15 protein-coding genes are annotated in these 17,563 nt (G+C 36.1%); 5 read left to right on the top strand and 10 right to left on the bottom strand.

What is annotated here, in order from left to right; all coding sequences use genetic code 11:
- The first annotated feature begins 1 nt into the window (after position 1).
- Complete coding sequence (gene ftsA, locus FCN74_RS04335) at positions 2–1,327, top strand: cell division protein FtsA (RefSeq protein WP_138931351.1); 1,326 nt, start codon at positions 2–4, stop codon at positions 1,325–1,327.
- Positions 1,328–1,346: 19 nt separating this feature from the next.
- Positions 1,347–3,257 (top strand): cell division protein FtsZ, encoded by a 1,911-nt coding sequence (gene ftsZ, locus FCN74_RS04330; protein ID WP_138931350.1) that lies wholly within the window; start codon positions 1,347–1,349, stop codon positions 3,255–3,257.
- 82 nt (positions 3,258–3,339) lie between these two features.
- Here the strand turns inward: ftsZ and FCN74_RS04325 are convergent, their stop codons facing one another.
- Positions 3,340–3,792: a hemerythrin domain-containing protein gene (locus FCN74_RS04325; protein WP_246062549.1), complete on the bottom strand. Its 453-nt coding sequence runs from the start codon at positions 3,790–3,792 to the stop codon at positions 3,340–3,342.
- Positions 3,793–3,877: 85 nt separating this feature from the next.
- Between FCN74_RS04325 and FCN74_RS04320 the strand changes: the two genes are divergently transcribed.
- Positions 3,878–4,303 (top strand): NUDIX domain-containing protein, encoded by a 426-nt coding sequence (locus tag FCN74_RS04320; RefSeq protein ID WP_138931348.1) that lies wholly within the window; start codon positions 3,878–3,880, stop codon positions 4,301–4,303.
- A 24-nt stretch (positions 4,304–4,327) separates the two neighbouring features.
- On the opposite strand, the gene FCN74_RS04315 is transcribed toward FCN74_RS04320, so the two are convergent.
- The 4 genes from FCN74_RS04315 to FCN74_RS04300 all read right to left on the bottom strand — a co-directional run bounded on the left by FCN74_RS04315 (position 4,328) and on the right by FCN74_RS04300 (position 10,566).
- Positions 4,328–6,754 carry a TonB-dependent receptor domain-containing protein gene (locus FCN74_RS04315; RefSeq protein WP_138931347.1) on the bottom strand — a complete coding sequence of 809 codons (2,427 nt, stop codon included), beginning with the start codon at positions 6,752–6,754 and terminating at the stop codon, positions 4,328–4,330.
- Entirely contained in the window at positions 6,735–8,093 is a 1,359-nt protein-coding gene (locus tag FCN74_RS04310; RefSeq protein WP_138931346.1) for an HTTM domain-containing protein, read from the bottom strand. The genes FCN74_RS04315 and FCN74_RS04310 overlap by 20 nt, the downstream gene beginning before the upstream one ends.
- A gap of 76 nt (positions 8,094–8,169) precedes the next feature.
- Positions 8,170–9,291, bottom strand: a complete 1,122-nt coding sequence (locus FCN74_RS04305) for an imelysin family protein (protein WP_317128761.1) — start codon at positions 9,289–9,291, stop codon at positions 8,170–8,172.
- A gap of 78 nt (positions 9,292–9,369) precedes the next feature.
- The gene (locus FCN74_RS04300) at positions 9,370–10,566 is read right to left on the bottom strand and encodes a DUF4856 domain-containing protein (RefSeq protein WP_138931344.1); all 1,197 of its coding nucleotides are present in this window, start codon (positions 10,564–10,566) and stop codon (positions 9,370–9,372) included.
- A 244-nt stretch (positions 10,567–10,810) separates the two neighbouring features.
- Between FCN74_RS04300 and FCN74_RS04295 the strand changes: the two genes are divergently transcribed.
- The gene (locus tag FCN74_RS04295; RefSeq protein ID WP_138931343.1) at positions 10,811–11,203 is read left to right on the top strand and encodes a hypothetical protein; all 393 of its coding nucleotides are present in this window, start codon (positions 10,811–10,813) and stop codon (positions 11,201–11,203) included.
- Positions 11,204–11,250: 47 nt separating this feature from the next.
- On the top strand, positions 11,251–13,545 hold the full coding sequence (locus FCN74_RS04290; RefSeq protein ID WP_138931342.1) for a TonB-dependent receptor domain-containing protein: 2,295 nt from the start codon (positions 11,251–11,253) through the stop codon (positions 13,543–13,545).
- 40 nt (positions 13,546–13,585) lie between these two features.
- Here the strand turns inward: FCN74_RS04290 and FCN74_RS04285 are convergent, their stop codons facing one another.
- The 5 genes from FCN74_RS04285 to FCN74_RS04265 form a co-directional block, all read right to left on the bottom strand.
- A complete protein-coding gene (locus FCN74_RS04285; protein WP_138931341.1) occupies positions 13,586–14,707 on the bottom strand; it encodes an endonuclease in 1,122 nt (373 codons plus the stop codon).
- 94 nt (positions 14,708–14,801) lie between these two features.
- The gene (locus tag FCN74_RS04280; protein WP_138931340.1) at positions 14,802–16,010 is read right to left on the bottom strand and encodes an RsmB/NOP family class I SAM-dependent RNA methyltransferase; all 1,209 of its coding nucleotides are present in this window, start codon (positions 16,008–16,010) and stop codon (positions 14,802–14,804) included.
- A 46-nt stretch (positions 16,011–16,056) separates the two neighbouring features.
- Positions 16,057–16,473: a hypothetical protein gene (locus tag FCN74_RS04275; RefSeq protein ID WP_138931339.1), complete on the bottom strand. Its 417-nt coding sequence runs from the start codon at positions 16,471–16,473 to the stop codon at positions 16,057–16,059.
- 34 nt (positions 16,474–16,507) lie between these two features.
- Positions 16,508–16,978, bottom strand: coding sequence for a hypothetical protein (locus tag FCN74_RS04270; RefSeq protein ID WP_138931338.1), 471 nt, complete (start codon positions 16,976–16,978; stop codon positions 16,508–16,510).
- 32 nt (positions 16,979–17,010) lie between these two features.
- Positions 17,011–17,559, bottom strand: a complete 549-nt coding sequence (locus FCN74_RS04265) for an RNA polymerase sigma factor (RefSeq protein WP_138931337.1) — start codon at positions 17,557–17,559, stop codon at positions 17,011–17,013.
- Positions 17,560–17,563: the final 4 nt, after the last annotated feature.

The raw sequence follows: 17,563 nt of genomic DNA, 5'->3' as shown, positions 1-17,563 counted from the left end.
TATGGAAAACGAACATATAGCAGTAGGACTTGACATTGGTACAACTAAAATTGTAGCCATGATTGGTCGTAAAAATGAGTTTGGAAAGTTGGAGATATTAGGTTTAGGTAAAACCAAGAGTTTAGGCGTTCATCGCGGTGTAGTCAATAACATTACGCAAACCATTCAATCTATTCAACTGGCTATAAAAGAAGCTGAAGAAAACGCAACAAAGGAGGTATCTGCAGTTACTGTTGGTATTGCTGGTCAACACATCAGAAGTTTACAACACAGTGATTATATTACAAGACAAAATGCTGACGAAGTTATCAGTGAAGATGATATCAATGCCTTATGTGATCAAGTCCATAAACTTGTCATGTTACCCGGAGAAGAAATAATACATGTACTGCCTCAAGAATATAAAGTTGACGGTCAAGCAGAGATCAAAGAACCCATAGGTATGTACGGTGGTCGACTAGAAGCCAACTTTCACGTGGTTGTCGGTCAAATTTCGTCGATTAGAAATATTGGACGCTGTATCAAAAGTGCCGGGCTAGAATTGAATGGTGTCACTTTAGAACCTTTAGCTTCTGCCAATGCAGTACTCAGCCAGGAAGAAAAAGAAGCTGGTGTTGCCTTAATCGATATCGGTGGTGGTACAACAGATTTGGCAATTTTTAAAGATGGTATTATTCGCCATACCGCAGTGATTCCTTTTGGTGGCAACATTATTACTGAAGATATCAAAGACGGATGTTCTATTATAGAAAAACAAGCAGAATTGCTTAAAATTAAATTTGGTTCTGCTTGGCCTGGAGAGAACAAAGAAAATGAAATTGTATCTATACCTGGATTACGCGGTCGTGAACCTAAGGAAATTTCGCTTAAAAACTTAGCTAAAATCATCCATTATAGAGCTGTAGAAATCATCGAACAGGTCTTTTTAGAAATTAAAAATTACGGCCATGAAGAAAAGCGAAAAAAATTGATTGCTGGTATTGTCTTAACTGGTGGTGGGGCTCAACTTAAACATCTTAAACAACTCGTTGAATATATTACCGGCATGGACACAAGAGTCGGTTTTCCAAATGAGCATCTCGCAGGCGATACGGATAAAGAAACCGCAAGCCCGATTTATGCTACAGCCGTTGGGCTAGTTATGAACAGCCTTAATAAACAGGAGCAACACGAAAAAGATATTGAAGAGCAAGTAGAAACCGATGAAAATGAAGAACAACCTCAAGAGAATACAGCACAACAAAAAGAAACCATCCATAAACCCAGAAAATCATTTATGGAGAAGTTTGTAGACAAACTTAAAGACTTTTTAGATAACGCAGAATAAACGCACAAAATAGAATATTATGAGCACAGAAAATTTAAGCAACATTTCTTTTGATTTACCCAAAAATCAATCTAACGTCATCAAAGTTATCGGTGTAGGTGGTGGTGGTTCAAATGCCATCAATCACATGTTTAAACAAGGGATCAATGGCGTTGATTTTGTCATATGCAATACCGATGCCCAAGCCTTAGAAAATTCACCAATACCTACCAAAATTCAATTGGGAGTCAATCTTACTGAAGGGCTCGGCGCTGGCGCCAATCCTGAGATTGGAGAACAAGCTGCCGTAGAAAGCTTTGAAGATATCAAAGATTTGTTAAGCAAAAACACCAAGATGGTCTTCATTACTGCAGGAATGGGCGGTGGTACTGGAACAGGTGCTGCTCCAATTATTGCAAAGCAAGCTAGAGAAATGGATATCCTCACCGTCGGTATTGTAACGGTGCCTTTTCAATTTGAGGGTAAAACACGAAACGAACAAGCGCAATCTGGCGTTGAAAAGTTAAGAGAAAATGTAGATTCACTGATTGTTATCAATAACAATAAGCTGAGAGAAGTTTATGGAAATCTGGGCTTTAAAGCCGGGTTTTCCAAAGCCGATGAAGTCCTGGCTACAGCTTCACGCGGTATAGCCGAAGTAATTACCCACCATTACACCCAAAACATTGACCTTCGCGATGCAAAAACAGTTTTAAGCAATAGTGGAACAGCGATTATGGGATCTGCCAGTGCATCAGGCACCAATCGCTCAAAATTGGCCATAGAAAAAGCCTTAGATTCTCCTTTACTGAATGACAATAAAATTACAGGTGCTCAAAATGTATTGTTACTCATTGTTTCGGGCAGAGATGAAATTACCATTGATGAAATAGGTGAAATCAATGACCATATCCAAAACGAAGCCGGTAATTCTGCAAACATCATTATGGGGGTTGGTGAAGATGAAGAATTGGATGATGCTATTTCAGTCACTGTTATTGCCACAGGGTTTAATTCTGAACAGCAAGACGATATTGTCAATACAGAAGCTAAAAAAATTATTCACACCCTTGAAGATGAGCAAAAAGCTGAAATTGACTTAACCGAGAATGAAGAAAACTTTCAAGACAGATCTTTGGGTATAGATGACGAAAGCCCTCAAAAACAAAACAAAATTGTTCATCAGCTTGAAGATATTGAAGAAGACGACAAACAAAACTCTAAAGCTGAAGAAAATCCTTTAATAGACACTACTGAAACCATTGAAAATATTGAGGTTGAAGCTGAATACTTAGAGGTTGATGATTTTGAGATCACTGATAAAACTGAAGACAAAACAGAAAAAAATCCAGATGATGATGACCAGCACTTGACTTTTGATTTGTTTCAGCAGGACACAAAAAATGTTTTTGAAGAACAATCTCCATCAACAAATCAACAACCTCAAAAAGAGTCACAAAATCCTAAAATTATTTTTGATCTGGATGAAGATATCAGATCGATTGAAGTCAATGAACCTGAAGAAGTTAAGCCTGAGTCTACCCAAAAAGTAAAAACCTATCAATTAGAAGACCCTGAATCAGAGAATTCTCAAAATAAGTCTAAATTTGATGAAGATGAAAACTTAAAGTTTGAAACTAAAACTAAACCTCAACAGACTCCAACTCAGGATGAGGAGCCAAAACAAGTAGATCCTTTAAATGCTTCTATCACAGAGTTGAAAGCGAGAGCTGCTGAGCGACGAGCTAAAATGAAGCAGTTTAACTACAGATTTAGTCAAAATCAAAACATTGATGAAATTGAAAAACAACCTGCATACAAACGCGCCGGTGTTGAGCTGGATGACCCTAAAGACAAGCAAGGTAAGCTGTCTAGAACAACTTTGCACAATGATGATGATGAAATTACCTTACGAAACAATAACTCGTTCTTACACGATAATGTAGATTAGTTTTAACTTCATTTTTTTTAATTTTCTAAAGGCCATCAATTGAGATGGTCTTTTTTGTTTTTAAGAAACAAAAGCAAAGTAATTAATCCCAAAACCGATCTAGCCAAAGTCCACATTCGCTTTGTTTTGAATGTATTTTGTGAAACTTTGCTAAATCTTCTTCTGAGAGCTGGTCTTGGATACGCATAAAAAATACCCGCTCTTCAAACCGGATATGGGCTTGGATATGTTGGTAAAGACTTTTCAAAACCTGGTAAGTTTTGGGCTGGGTGTCTATCAAACTTTTTATGTCACCGTGTTGTGCTTTGGCTTTTAAAACCAAATCATTTGACTCAACACACATGGGAAATAAATGTTGTTCTTCCAATTGAAAATGCGGATGGAGGTAATTTTTCCAAAACCAATCAGTATAGGCTTCAAGAGCTTTAAGGTCAGCTTTTTTAGAGATTCCTTTTTGCAATCTCAGTGCAAACACCAAGCCATCGTGATGCTCTCGGCTAAGGTTTTTTAAAGCTTCGTGTCGTTTTAAAGGCATTTTATAAATATATTCAAAGTTATTGATTTTAAAATGGAGAACTCAACGAGATTGTTAATTTCGTATACGCATTAACATCGCAAACATGAAACAACAGATCAATATTACTGCAGATGCTATTGTGTTCTATAGACACAAACAAGGGTTTAAGGTTTTGCTTATCAAACGTAAAAATGAACCTTTTAAAAATGTTTATGCTTTTCCGGGTGGATTTGTAGATCAGGGAGAATTGGTGATTGAGGCTTGTCAACGAGAGCTGGCAGAAGAAACAGGTCTTAGCATCAAGACTGAAGAGTTGAAGTTTGTTAACTTTTACGATGAGCCTCAACGAGATCCGCGTGGACGAACCATCACGTTTGCTTTTACAGCTATAATTGAAAATGAAGTTACCGTCAAAGGAAAGGACGATGCTGAAACTGCAAAATGGAAAGATATCAAAGACTTAGAACATCTAGCTTTTGACCATAAAACCATCTTAGAAGATGCATTAAAAATGATACACTCAAAATGAATTATTATTAAGTTTAGAATTCATTTAAAACTTCACTTCCAAAGTCGCATACCAATTTTGTGGTGCTGATGGAATAATACCAGGTCCCGGATAGCCCGTAGCTCGTCTGGTAAAATATTTTTCATCTAAAATGTTATTGATTCCTGTTTCTAATTTAAATTGTTTATAGCGATAAGACAATGACATATCTAAAACATCATACTCAGGTAATTCCCCTATCACACCACTCAGGCTTGATTCCTCAGAGTTACTCGCATCTGTAAATTGACTAGATAAATAGGTATATTGCATACTTGCTGCAAAGTCTTTATAACCAAACCTAAATCCAGCTTTAAGGTTAAGGTCTGGCACAAACTCCACTTCATTGCCTTCTATACCAAGTTGTTGAGAACTGGTATATTCTGAATTGATAAAAGAGGTATTCACAAAAACATTAAACTGATAATTTGAATTCAAACTTAAAAGTTTTTTAAAATTAAAATCAACTAAAGATTCTACGCCATACATCAAGGCATCGCCTACATTGCCACGTTCACTTATGATACGGTTGTCTTCCAAAACTTTTTGAACAAAACCAATACGACCTTCATACGACAGCGCAAAAACACCCAAATCGTAAGACACAAAGTTGTTGTAATTTCCTCGTAACCCCATATCGGCTGTAAAGCCTTCCTCATCTGTAATGTCAGGATTAACAGCAAAAGCAGGATTTGTAATATTAATATCTGAAAAGGTTACAGAACGGTAATTTTCAGAAATATTACCGTAAACTTCAAGATTGTCATTGGGTTTATAACTTAAGCCTAAACCTAGTAACACAAACGAACGCTCAAACTCCCTTTGGTCTTGTATAGTTTCATTGTCTATTACATTGCCCGCAGCATCGGTATTAATGCGCTTAAAAAAGCCGTCACTTTCAGTTTTAATATATTCAAACCTAAATCCCGGAGTGACTGAAAACTTATCGCTGAGATAAAAAATATTTTCACCAAACACCGCAACATTTATGTTTGGTAAGTCAAATTCAGATTGATTGGGGTAGTTAGGAAATTCCTCGTTTCTAAAACTAAAATCAGCACCAAAGCCATCTGAACCTGGTCCTTGACGTTCTTGATTGTCTGAATTATACAGTTTTGAGCCAATTAAGAAGGTGGCGTTCTTCTCTCCAATTTTATATTTACTAAGTAATCGGGCTTCAAATCCAAAATTATTGAAATCGCTTTCTATGAGATCCCTTTCTTCAAGCGGATCAATTTGATTGACGCGATTGGTTCGAAACCCGAGTGCACTTCGACGGGCATTCAAACCAAAAAAGCTAAAGGTAAAATTGGTTTGTTTTGAAAATTCGTGTGATAATTTTAAATTATACAAAAGCCAATCTACTTCAAACCAATTGCGTTCTCGGTTACTCTGAAACGGATCTTCAGCAAACATGTCATCGGTCAATCCACCGGCTTGTTGTGCGAGGTAATTCATATAAGTCACTTCGCCTGTGAGTTTAGTTTTATCATTAAACTTGTAGCCGACATGAGAGAAAATATTGATAGATTCATATTCAGAATTGGGTCTAAATCCATCGCCGCGCTTGTAATTGACATAAGTGTAGTAGCTCCAGTTGTCTTTGGTGCCGCTCAGGCTTGTAAAATTGGTATAAAGCCCATAACTTCCAGCAGTATTTCTGGTGATAATTTCTAGTGTCTTGTTGGGGTTGGGTTGTTTCATTTTAAAGTTGATCAATCCGCCAAATTGAGTGCCATATTGCAAAGACGCTGCACCTCTAATGATTTGAATTTGCTCGAGACCTTCAGATGCTGGTGTGTAATAGCTTTCGGGATAGCCTAAAGCATCGGCGCTGATATCGTAACCGTTTTGACGTACGTTAAAATTAGCCGTCCGGTTGGGGTTTAACCCACGACCACCAATATTAAGTTGCAAGCCTGCATCGTCGTTTTGATAGATATTCAAACCCGCCACTTGACTGTAAATCTGTCTTGCGTTATTTGTCGCCAAATTGGCCATGGATTGGTCAACTTGAATGACCTCTGTTTTTTTTCCTGCATAGATTGCTGTGCCTTCCACATCTTTTAGACGCTGTAATTCAAAAACTTTATTGTTTTGGGCAATGATTTCAACTTCAGTGAGTTCCTCAGAAAGGGTTTCGAGCTGAATATTTAAACGCGCTGTATCGTTTGATTGAATTGTTTTTTCAAGGATTTGATAGCCAAAAGCATAAAAAACCAATGTGATATCTTGTTTCTGTGTTTCAAAGCTAAAAAACCCCGAAGCATTTGTTTGAGAAAGAAAGCCTTCTGTTTTATCGTAAACTTTGACAGCTTTTAATGGCTCTTGCTTGGCTTGGTCGATAACATAACCCTCAATTTTATGTTGACTAAAAAGGCTTAACGATAAAAAACCTATAAATAAACATAAACTAAAATCCTTTGATATCATCTTTAAAAGCTAAAATCCAACTTTTTGGTTGGAGTGATTCATATTGTTTTAATAAATCCACATCTGGGTCGATGTAGGCTTGACTTCGTCTTCCATTGATGGCAACATAACTTTCAACATAAATTTCTATTGGTTCATGACCTTGTGACTTAAAATATTTACCTAAGAAATGTGCATATTCTAAAATAAAATCGGGTTGGGTGCTCATTTGTTTTTCTTGAAAAGAAGACAAAAAGTCTGAATTGTCCACATAAAAATAGGTCTTGTCTTTTGGGTTAACCACTTTAAAATTGGCATAACCGCGCTTTTCCATCAACATTACACGCCAAGAAAACCTATAGCCTTCTTCCCGCCAAAATAATTCACCTGGATAAAGCACATACCTAAATGGTATCAATAATTGAATAACAAAAAACAGCATTAAGAAAGCAACTGCAATCTTTTGTTTTGGGAATTGAAAACTTGAAATCGGTATATTTTGACTTTTTATCTTGAATAATCTCAACAGTGATTGGATGAAATTGATAATTTTTAAATGAACTTTAGCATCAAAAAATACTAGACTGCCGACGATCATGATGTAAGGAAACATACCAATAGGAAACAACACACGCGTAAACACATGAAAAAACACGACCAGAACAAAAGCAAAAACGCGCGTTTTTTTATACAACAATAAAAACGGAATACTCAAGTCATACAGCATTCCACTCCAACTCATGACGTAGTGAAACCATTCTTGTTGCATGAGGTTTTCGCCAATAAATGGTAAATCATATTTAGAGGGCAACCAGATTTTTAAAGGCATAGCTTTAAACAACCAATCGCTATTAATTTTAGCCAAACCTGCATAGAAATACACAATGCCAAGTAAAAGTTTAATGCTGTCGATTGTCCATTTTGGAATTTGGGTGTATTGTTTTTGTCTAAAATAATTGTCTAATGAAAAATAAGCATTTGCGGGTAGAAATATCATCAGAAAACTGAGAATACTAATGAAGTAATAATGATTGAGATAAGTGGTTTTGTCCATGAGTTCGATATAGGTAAAACTCAAAAAAAACAAGATGATGGACAAGCGATATTTTAAGCCTAAGGCTACAAAAAACGCAGTCAATCCGCAAATGAAAAAAATGAAGTATGTCCAATCTCCAATTGGTTTGACCCACTCGAAACCGTAATAAGAAAAATGAAATTGCGGTTTAAGGTATAGTTTTTCGATCCAGCCATAACTCCAAAATCGAATTATACTGATGAGCATCATTACACCAAAACCTATTCGAAACACAGCCAATGGTGCTGATGATGTTGTTTTCTCAAAATAGGTTTTTATTGACATGCTTTAAACTTTAAAAAGGGATTTTCATGTATAGAAAATCCCTTTAAAATTTGATTCAATTTTATTTTACTTAAGTTTAGTCGCCATCTGCATCAACAAAATCTACGCTAATATCTAAAGCTTGGAGCATATCAACTTTTAGCAAAACTACAGCCAATTGAATGACATCGAAGGTTTCGGTCATAGCAACATTACTGGTTTCGACCTGATGGGCAAAACTTTCATTTAAAGTATTGATTTTTTGTCGAGCCTCATCAAACTGATTGTTGATGAGTGAACTTAAATCCTCACCTTCTTTAATGGTGTTGAGAAAGTCGAGGTAGTCTTTCAAACCCTCGGCATCAGCACTGCTGTTGTATGCACGACCATTAAAGAAGTTTTGAATAGCATCAATACCTTCCAAAGCTAAGGTTTTAGAAAAATCAGTTTTATAAAAAGCTTCAACACGGTCTGGCAGTGGATTTGGCGAAAAATTACCTGCTGGAATACCAAATTTGTTGGCTCGAAAACCCTTTTCGTAATAAAAAATATAATCGTTAACCATCAAATTGATAGAACCTGTTGCCGAGTTTTCAGTATTAGCAACAAAACTGTCACGAAATCCGTTATTCCAATCATCTAAAAGACTTTGGGTTAGGGTTTTCATTCTGTCTGCCAAGTCTGACAAATAGGTTTTATAATTATCAGCATTTGTAGATGAGGTATAGAAGCTTAAAATTTCAGAGTCGGTTTCGGCCAATCCATATAACATATATTCAACAGCCGGAAACCCTACAGCATCGTTATTATTTACGCTTCCTAAATCATAATTTTGAGATTGAATATTACTTTCAATATCATTGACATTGGTTGGATACACATTCATTTGAAAAATATAATTCGTGCTTTCAGCAAGACCAACATTAAACATTTCTGCATGTTGCCAAACTTTGTAAGCTTCTTGCCAGGCCATTCGTAAATTATCTAGTTTTGCCTGAGTTGGGTGATCTATGAAATTTGTTTTCGCATTGACTATATTTCCGAGTTTGGCATTAAGGTCTGAATATACTGGAATAATGATATTATCCGCCCAGTTGGTCAACATGGCTTGTCGGTCAAAACCATCCGTTGGATTATTGTTGATATCCGTACCACCGTCGTCTGAACTACAAGACAGAAGAAGACAAACCGAAAAAAATGTTATTAAAATACGTTTCATCATCATTTTTTAATTTTTGCAAATATATGAGTTAAGGCAGCGAATAGCCCATTAATTTAATCTTAAACTAATTTTAAATTAGTCAGCAGCTTGTTCAACCGTAAAGTTGAAGCGAGCTGCAATTTGGTCTGAAAAATCATCTAAGGTTTGCTCAGAAACATCCCAAAATCCATTGCCTTCTAACAAAGATGTTAGCATAGTATCGACTTCATTTGCTGTAAAATATGGACTATCAGAATTAGGTTGTCTTGTGAATTTTAGGCTGTAAATAAAACCAAACCCTTCAGATAAATCGTGAAAAGCAGCTCCTTTATCGTTGGCTAGAAAATTTTTCCCTTGTTGTAAATAATAAACTGATCTAATACCAATAATTTCAGAAACCTTTTCTTTAATAAGTTCAGCCTGTTGATCTCTCAATTCGTACTCTTTGGCAACTATTGCTGCTCTTCCGAGTTTGAATGCATCATAAATTTCCTGAGCTATACCTGCAAAGTCTTCATCATTTTCAACTCGAGACAAATATTTGTTCAAGAAACTGTCTTGATTAAGCTGTGGGTTTGTAGGATTATCAGTGCCATAAAGGTAGCCAAAAGCCTCATCCCATTTGTGCTCCATGGTGGTGTAGTTTTTCCCTTCTTCGGTAATGTCGTTGTCGTTATTGGCAATGTTATCAGCTTGGTCTAAAACAGCTGGACTCAAATAATTGTTCAGCATTTGGTCGGTCATTAGAGCGCCAATAAGTCCTTTAATAATTGCTTGATTATATTCTAAGCCTTTAGCATTAACATACCGAATTGAGCCGCCACCCGCTTCTTGGATTTGTCCTGCAACACCTTCTGCGGCTGTGTCATCCCAAGCGGTAAAAATTTCGTTAACTTGTTCAGAAATCCAGGTTTCAAATTGGGTTTTGATCGCATTTGATGCTGTAGAATTGGTAAAAAAGAAATCTCTGGAGGCCGCAGTTTTACTTCTAATATTTTTATCGGAAGCATTGAGCTCATTATTTAAAAAATCAGAATCACCCTGTTGGTGGGCAAACATGGAAAGCAATTCCGTTTCAGTTTGCGTATTGTCTAATAATGACGTGTTTAATTCGTCTCCCATTAAAATTCGAGTGGTTTGACCGCTAAAGCTTACTGTACTTTGGCCCTCACGTTCAAATGTATAGGATGCTGGCGCCTCTACATCTGAACTTACAGTGGTTACGCTATCATCATCACTACAGGATGTAAAAATTAAAGCTAAAATCGACAAACTTAAAATTGATCTTCTCATTATAAATTGTTATTAATCTTTTTATTTAGATTTGTTATAAATACACTGCAAATATAAAGTTCTGAGCAGACTGCGCAAATTTTATTTATACTAAATTTAAATAACAAAAGTTAAAATTTTTAATGCCGGTATCGGCTGTTGGGTAAGACTTTGATTTTTTTGAAATTGAGGTTCTTGGTAAGTTTATCTTGGATTACTGATTAAGGTCATCATTCGTTTCTATAATTCAAACTATCTTTGTGGCGTGTTACTCAGAAGACAATATATCAGCATTTGCCTGAGCTTGGTGATTAGCCTATTTACGCTTAAATCAGCATTGGTGATGACTTATTACATCACCTTCACCGAAACATTTATCGGAAACTATTGCGTCAATAAAGACAGACCCGAATTAAACTGTGACGGAAAATGTGAGTTGTCAAAATTACTCGAACGAAATTCATCTGAACAGGATCAACAAAAAGATGTAATGATAATGACTTCTGTAGAAATCGTCTTTTACCTTTGTAAATCAGACAACCACTTCAATCTTTCAAAGGATTTAAGGGAAAATCAATCCGCTTTTGGTTTCACTCCACAACTCTATGTTTTTGATTATCAAAAAGAACTTATCAAACCACCTGAGTTTTTAATTTGACTTCATCGTTAAAATAAAATTCACGTTTAATTTGATAAGAAAACATCATGAAATCAATACTATTGGCTTTATGTATAAGCCTTTGGTTTGGGGTAAATTATGCCCAAACCATTACCTATAAAGTCATTAATCATTCTACCGGCGAACCGTTGGAATCGGTCTATGCCCAAAATACAGAAACACAAAACACCATCCTTTCAAAGAATGGAAAACTAAATTTAGTCCTCAATGAGACTTACCTCATCTTAAGGATGGGTTATGAAAAAATAGAATTTACAGTCCTTGCAAATTCAGATAAAATCATCAGACTTCAACCCATACGGCATGAGCTCGGTGAAGTCATGGTGAGTGGACTATTATTTGAAGATCCCGCCATGAGCGTGACTACACCAGATTTAAGTAAAAATGTCGTACAACCCAAAAATGTAGCCGATCTCTTTGAAAATGTAGAAGGTTTTGGTATCATCAAAAGAGGGAATTATGCCATGGACCCCAGTTTTAGGGCTTCACAATACGAGCAGCTTAATATTCAATACGATGGCGGTACAAAAGTTTTGCATGCTTGTCCAAACCGTATGGACCCTATTACAACCCATGTTATTCCCGAAGACATTCAAAAAATTGAAGTTATCCGCGGACCTTATTCTGTGAGATATGGCGCAACTTTTGGAGGCATCATTAATATGGTATCTAAAAAACCGGAATATGAAAATTATGGTCTTTCCGGTAGTGTCTCATCTGGTTTCGAAACAAATGGTAACAACTCCGTAAACTTAGCTCAATTACAATACTCAAATGAAAAGTTTGATCTAAAAGGCAGTTATGGTTATCGTGACTTCGGCAATTATGAAGATGGTGAGGGAACCGAAATTCCATCATCCTTTAGAAGCATTGATTATGGCATTCGTTTGGGTTATAATTTTTCTACTCAAGAACGCTTAAAAATTGACTGGAGACAATCATTTGGTAGAGATGTCTTACACGCATCACTCCCTATGGATTCCGATTTTGATGACTCCAGTATTTTATCTTTAGATTACCATAAGAAAAATATCAGCGAAGCTTTAGAACATATCAAAGCAAAGGCATATTACTCTTTTGTTGACCATTTAATGAGCAATAGTCGACGAGCTAATTTTCAAACTGTTGAGGCCGTTTCGCCAGTTGAGGCCACCACGGCTGGCGGCAGATTTGAAATGAAATGGAAATTTTCAGACAAATGGACAACTTACACAGGTGCTGATGCGCTTTTGATCAGTAGAGAGGGTGTCAGAAACCGCTTAGTCAAACGAAATATGATGGGTATGCCACTCGATCCACCGATGGCATTTGTAGATAAAATTTGGCAAGACAGTTATATCAATGACTTTGGATTGTTCGCAGAAACAACATACCAAGTGAATGAAAGTACCTCTTTCAATGCCGGCTTGCGGTATGACGTGGTAATTTCAGACATACAAGATCCTGAAAGTGATTTTTTAGGCTACTACCCTAATTTAGATCAACGGGATGAGCACAACATCAGCGGAACAATATCCTTAAAAAAGCGCTTAGAAAACCAAGATGTCTTAGAAATCGCCTTTGGCCGTGGTGTGCGCTCTGCCAATATGATTGAGCGCGCCATCAATCACTTTCAAGTGGGTCAAGATCCCTTTGAATATGTCGGTAATCCAAACTTAGATGCCGAAGTGAACAACCAAATTGAAGTGGCTTATCGTGGTAATTTACAAACAGAAGGTTTTATCTCTAATATAAGTTATAATGCATCAGCATATTATTCGCTATTTGAAAATTATATTGTTGCCATTATCGATGAGACCAAAGACCGAAAGTTTATGCCCAATGTAGAGCCGACCAATCCCAAAGTGTTTCGAAATCTTGATGAAGCTTATAAAACAGGATTTGAAGTTGGTTTTGGGTTTGATTTTTACAATAATTTTCACTTCAATTCTAATGTTGCCTATGTTTATACAAGAAACGAAGATTTAAAAGAGAGTTTACCGCTAACTTCACCACTGCGAAGTAATTTTGAACTGAGTTATCAGAATGATAAGTTTTATGCTAGTATTTTTTATAAAATCGTTGCTAAACAGCGCCAATTGGCATCGTCGTTTGACGAACTTCAATCAACACCGGGTTATGCTTTAGTAGATTTTAAGGCTAATTACAATTTGACCAAAAAACTTAATATTGGAGTGGCCATGCTGAATGTTTTTGACAAATTTTATTTTGATCACTTGAATTTTGCCTTCAGAAATCAAGGCGCAAACGGTCTATCTATGATGGATAGATTGAGTGATCCTGGTATTAATGCCAGTGTTTTTGTGAAATATGATTTTTAATATCACACTACTCCAAGGGGTTTAAGCTCCTTGGAGTTTTTTAAGGCACAATAACCTTAAAAGTTTCTTTGACATTTTTATTTGACAATTTCAGCAGGTAAATTCCCGAAGACCATTGCTCTACTGAAATCTGAGTATTAGAATCATTAAGTTTTTTAGATAATATCTTTTTCCCAAAAATATTATAAACCTCTACTTTTAAATCGGAAACTCCTTTTATTTTGATGTTTAAAAATTGACCTCTTACAGGATTGGGATAAAGTTGAATGTCATAATTTTGAAACTCTTCGTTACTGAAATTTTCATCCCATATGGCTTGAACCCAAATTGGATTATCAATAAAGGGGTTTCGGTTGTTTTGAAAGGTAAATCCATTTTCATTTCTATCTAATTCTTCCTGAGATACAGGATCGCTTAAATGCCAATTTAACAATAAATCAATGTACCAATCATCATAAAACTGACTGCTGTCTGAATTAAGTACATTGCCGCTGGGATCATCCCAGCCACTTGAGTTCACCTGATCTTCGTAGCGCGTAGCGAAATAAAATAAGCCTCTTGCAATATCACCTTTAAACTCGTCTAAGGGTTCAAAAACAGTACCGCTATAGCCCGGAAAAACATTGGGGCCTCGTTTGCTGCCGTTTAAGGTTGTAAGATTGGGATTATTCACCTCACCAAAAGGAAAGTTAGATCTGTAACCGTTTACCTGGCCATCTGTTGGAAAAACATAATGAATATCTCCACGCATTGGCGATTGCTGATTGAAAAATGATTGTGGCAGGAGGTGTTCTTTATTGTAACAAACCCCTTCGGCGTTGTAATTGCCACACTCGTCTGTAACCATCTCGTGATTGTATGGGTCTGAGCCGTTCGGGTTTTCTGAATAAATATCTAACAAAAACCCATCGTTATCATAATCGCCGTAGGTATCAATGAAACCAGAATTAGGGATAGGGTAAGCCAAATCTAAATCAGAATAAGGCTGAGGATTATGAACAGGCTGACCGTTGCCATCATCAATATCGTCAATGATCGTTTTTAAAGCTGTTTTAAGCTGAAATCCCGTCAGACCTTGAGCGTTGTCATAATAGCCTTGAGGTGCTTGAGCGTAGGCCAAAATATAACTTAATATAAAAAATGTTGTAAAAATTCCTTTCATAGTCCTAGATGATATTATGTTTTGCAAATATGGTGAAAATTGACCGTTTAGATAATGGTCTGTGCTATTTTTACATTAACTCATGAGGCAAATATTATACCTTTTTTAATTTTGCCATGTAAAACCCATCCTGCCCTGTTTGATGCGTTAAGATAGATCGATCCTCAATAAGTTTAAAACCCTGTCCGGCTTCAGAAGTTAAGAAAGTTTGAACCTGCTTGGTGTTTTCTGAAGGCAAGATGGAACATGTTGCGTAAACCAGTGTTCCTTTGGGTTTCAATAGTTTTGAATAGGCTTGTAAAAGCTCTTGCTGCGTTTGTTGGATCTTAGTTATAAAATCGGGTTTTAATTTCCATTTCGCATCTGGGTTTCGACGCAACACTCCTAACCCACTACATGGAGCATCAATGAGAACAGCATCTGCAGACCCGTGTAATTTTTTAATGACTTTATTGTTGTCAATGTGTCGCGTTTCAATATTAAATGCTTTGGCACGTCGGGCACGTCTTTTAAGTTCGACTAGTTTTTTCTTGTATATGTCGAGTGAAATAATTTGACCTTTATTTTGCATCAATGAGGCGATGTGAAGGGTTTTGCCTCCTGCACCGGCACAGGTGTCAACAATACGTTGACCCGGTTCTGGACTTAAGAGTTCGGTGACCTGTTGTGAAGAGCTGTCTTGAACTTCAAACCATCCTTTTTTAAAGGTCTCGGTCTTAAAAACATCGGCTCTTTCCTTGAGTCTAACTGCATCCTGTAAGCCTTTCACCGGATGTGCATAAATATTTTCATTAGCCAGACTTTTGATCAGTTCACTTCTATTGGTAAGCAATTGGTTTGCCCTGAGTATGACAGGAGCGGTTTCATTTTGAGCGTATATTTCTTCTTCCCAAAGATTACCTAGTTCTGTTAGGCCCAATTCATCCAACCAATCTGGTATGGATGCTTTATATTTCCTGATTTTTGATAATTCGTCAAACCGACCTTTGATGCGACGGGTTGGTGTGTTGTGAAATTGCGGCCACTGCGCCAACTTAATTCCTTTAAGTGTTGCCCAGACGGCAAACATCCTAAATAAATCTTCTTGTTTATATGGCTTATGCGCGTCACCTATTTTAGCATAAAGCCTTTGCCATCGGACGATATCATAAACGGTTTCCGCGATAAAGCCTCTATCACGTGAACCCCAACGTTTATCGAGCTTCAGGGTTTTCCGTAATTGCTTATCGGCATATTCGCCTTTATTGAAGATGAGCTGCAAACAATCTACAACGGCAAAAACTAGATTTCTGTGTAATCGCATTCGTCTGATTTAATCGGCAAAAATACGTAAAAAAAGAGTTTGGAATTTACTTGGACTGGTATTGTTTCAGCAACTCACGATTAAAGTCATAGTCTGCTTTTTTGAGTTGCATAATTTTTTTTGGAGAAATAACCGTCAATAATTCTTTAATATAAGCCTCTCTGTATTCGTAGCGTTTTTTCTTATAAGATCTGTAATCATCAAGCAGTTTTTCTGCTTCTTGATTGGACAATTTGTCAATTTTATTTAACCCTTCTCTTATAGGTTCCCAGGTATTTTTTTTGAGGTCTTCGTATATTCTGTTATGCTTGTTATAAATTGGCCAAAACACCTGCGCTTGTTTTGAACTTAAATCAAGTCTATCTGTGATAAAGGCAATTTTATAGGATGTGATGTCATCGTCTTCTTGACAATATAAATTCACAAAACAAAAGAGACTTAATACGACTATCAGTGTTTTCATGGTTTGTGGTTTAAAACATAAATACAGAAATAAATTAATAATCTATCAATTGTTCTAAAGAACTATCATCCATATTGTCTATTATCTCGTTTTGGGATAAATTTTTTGATGAAAACTTGAAAAAAAAGTCTTCATTTTCAACGTACAAATCATTTTCCATAAACATTTCATATTCAAGATAATCTTCGATTACAGACTGGTCTATCTTACTGAAATTAAACTCTTGTTGAGGTTTAGATTTTAAAATCAAACCTAAAAGCAAAGACCCTAATAGAAGTAATAAGGAAGCTGCAATTGCAAAAGACTTTTGCTTTTCATTGAGGTTGACAAGCTTTCTTTGTTGAGGAATTTTAACTTCAAAATCATCAAAGTAATTTTCGGGTACTGAAAAGCCACTGCTTTGTTTGTGCTTTTCAATGTCAAAACGCTTAATTTCAAAATCTTCAAAATAAGACTTTGGAACTTTAAACCCGCTTTTGTCTGATATGTGTTTATTCGATTTCATTTATTACTTAGACAACTGATTTTCAAAAAGGTTTAATGTGATTTAAGGTAATCTTCTACTTTTTTTGAAGCGTGGTGATAATTAGATTTTAATGCACTTTCAGAAGTATCTAGCAACTCTGCCATGTCTTTGTATTTCATTTCTTCAAAATACCTTAATTGAAAAACTTCACGCTGTTTTTCAGGTAATGTGCTAATAGCTTTCTGCAGTTGAAGTTGAATTTGATTACCCTCAAAATAAACATCACTTTCTAAATTATTTACAATGTGAGTTTGTAACTCTTCGTTGCTAATCTTTAATATTTTTGATCGCTTTTTTAGAAACGTCAGCGATTCATTTTTAGCTATACGATACATCCATGAATACAATCGACTGTCGCCTTTAAACTTGTGAATGTTTTTATAGATTTTAATAAATACATTTTGCAAAACATCGTCAGTGTCTTCATGGTTTTTGAGCATATATCGGATGTGCCAATACAAGCGTTCTTTGTAAATATCAACTAATTCTGCAAAAGCTTTGTGTGCATGATCAACAGAACACAACCGGTTAATTAAATCTTTTTCTTCTTCAATTTCCATAAGA

It is taken from the genome of Mesohalobacter halotolerans (assembly GCF_006120725.1).
GTDB lineage: Bacteria > Bacteroidota > Bacteroidia > Flavobacteriales > Flavobacteriaceae > Psychroflexus > Psychroflexus halotolerans.
Note: the sequence above shows the minus strand (reverse complement) of the source record. Positions and strands in the feature narration are given on the sequence as shown.

Coding starts and splice junctions, on each gene's coding strand:
- FCN74_RS04300 (WP_138931344.1), bottom strand. CDS start 10,566: ATGAGAAGATCAATTTTAAGTTTGTCGATTTTAGCTTTAATTTTTACA.
- FCN74_RS04325 (WP_246062549.1), bottom strand. CDS start 3,792: ATGCCTTTAAAACGACACGAAGCTTTAAAAAACCTTAGCCGAGAGCAT.
- ftsZ (WP_138931350.1), top strand. CDS start 1,347: ATGAGCACAGAAAATTTAAGCAACATTTCTTTTGATTTACCCAAAAAT.
- FCN74_RS04290 (WP_138931342.1), top strand. CDS start 11,251: ATGAAATCAATACTATTGGCTTTATGTATAAGCCTTTGGTTTGGGGTA.
- FCN74_RS04285 (WP_138931341.1), bottom strand. CDS start 14,707: ATGAAAGGAATTTTTACAACATTTTTTATATTAAGTTATATTTTGGCC.
- ftsA (WP_138931351.1), top strand. CDS start 2: ATGGAAAACGAACATATAGCAGTAGGACTTGACATTGGTACAACTAAA.
- FCN74_RS04280 (WP_138931340.1), bottom strand. CDS start 16,010: ATGCGATTACACAGAAATCTAGTTTTTGCCGTTGTAGATTGTTTGCAG.
- FCN74_RS04310 (WP_138931346.1), bottom strand. CDS start 8,093: ATGTCAATAAAAACCTATTTTGAGAAAACAACATCATCAGCACCATTG.
- FCN74_RS04315 (WP_138931347.1), bottom strand. CDS start 6,754: ATGATATCAAAGGATTTTAGTTTATGTTTATTTATAGGTTTTTTATCG.
- FCN74_RS04265 (WP_138931337.1), bottom strand. CDS start 17,559: ATGGAAATTGAAGAAGAAAAAGATTTAATTAACCGGTTGTGTTCTGTT.
- FCN74_RS04270 (WP_138931338.1), bottom strand. CDS start 16,978: ATGAAATCGAATAAACACATATCAGACAAAAGCGGGTTTAAAGTTCCA.
- FCN74_RS04320 (WP_138931348.1), top strand. CDS start 3,878: ATGAAACAACAGATCAATATTACTGCAGATGCTATTGTGTTCTATAGA.
- FCN74_RS04275 (WP_138931339.1), bottom strand. CDS start 16,473: ATGAAAACACTGATAGTCGTATTAAGTCTCTTTTGTTTTGTGAATTTA.
- FCN74_RS04305 (WP_317128761.1), bottom strand. CDS start 9,291: ATGAAACGTATTTTAATAACATTTTTTTCGGTTTGTCTTCTTCTGTCT.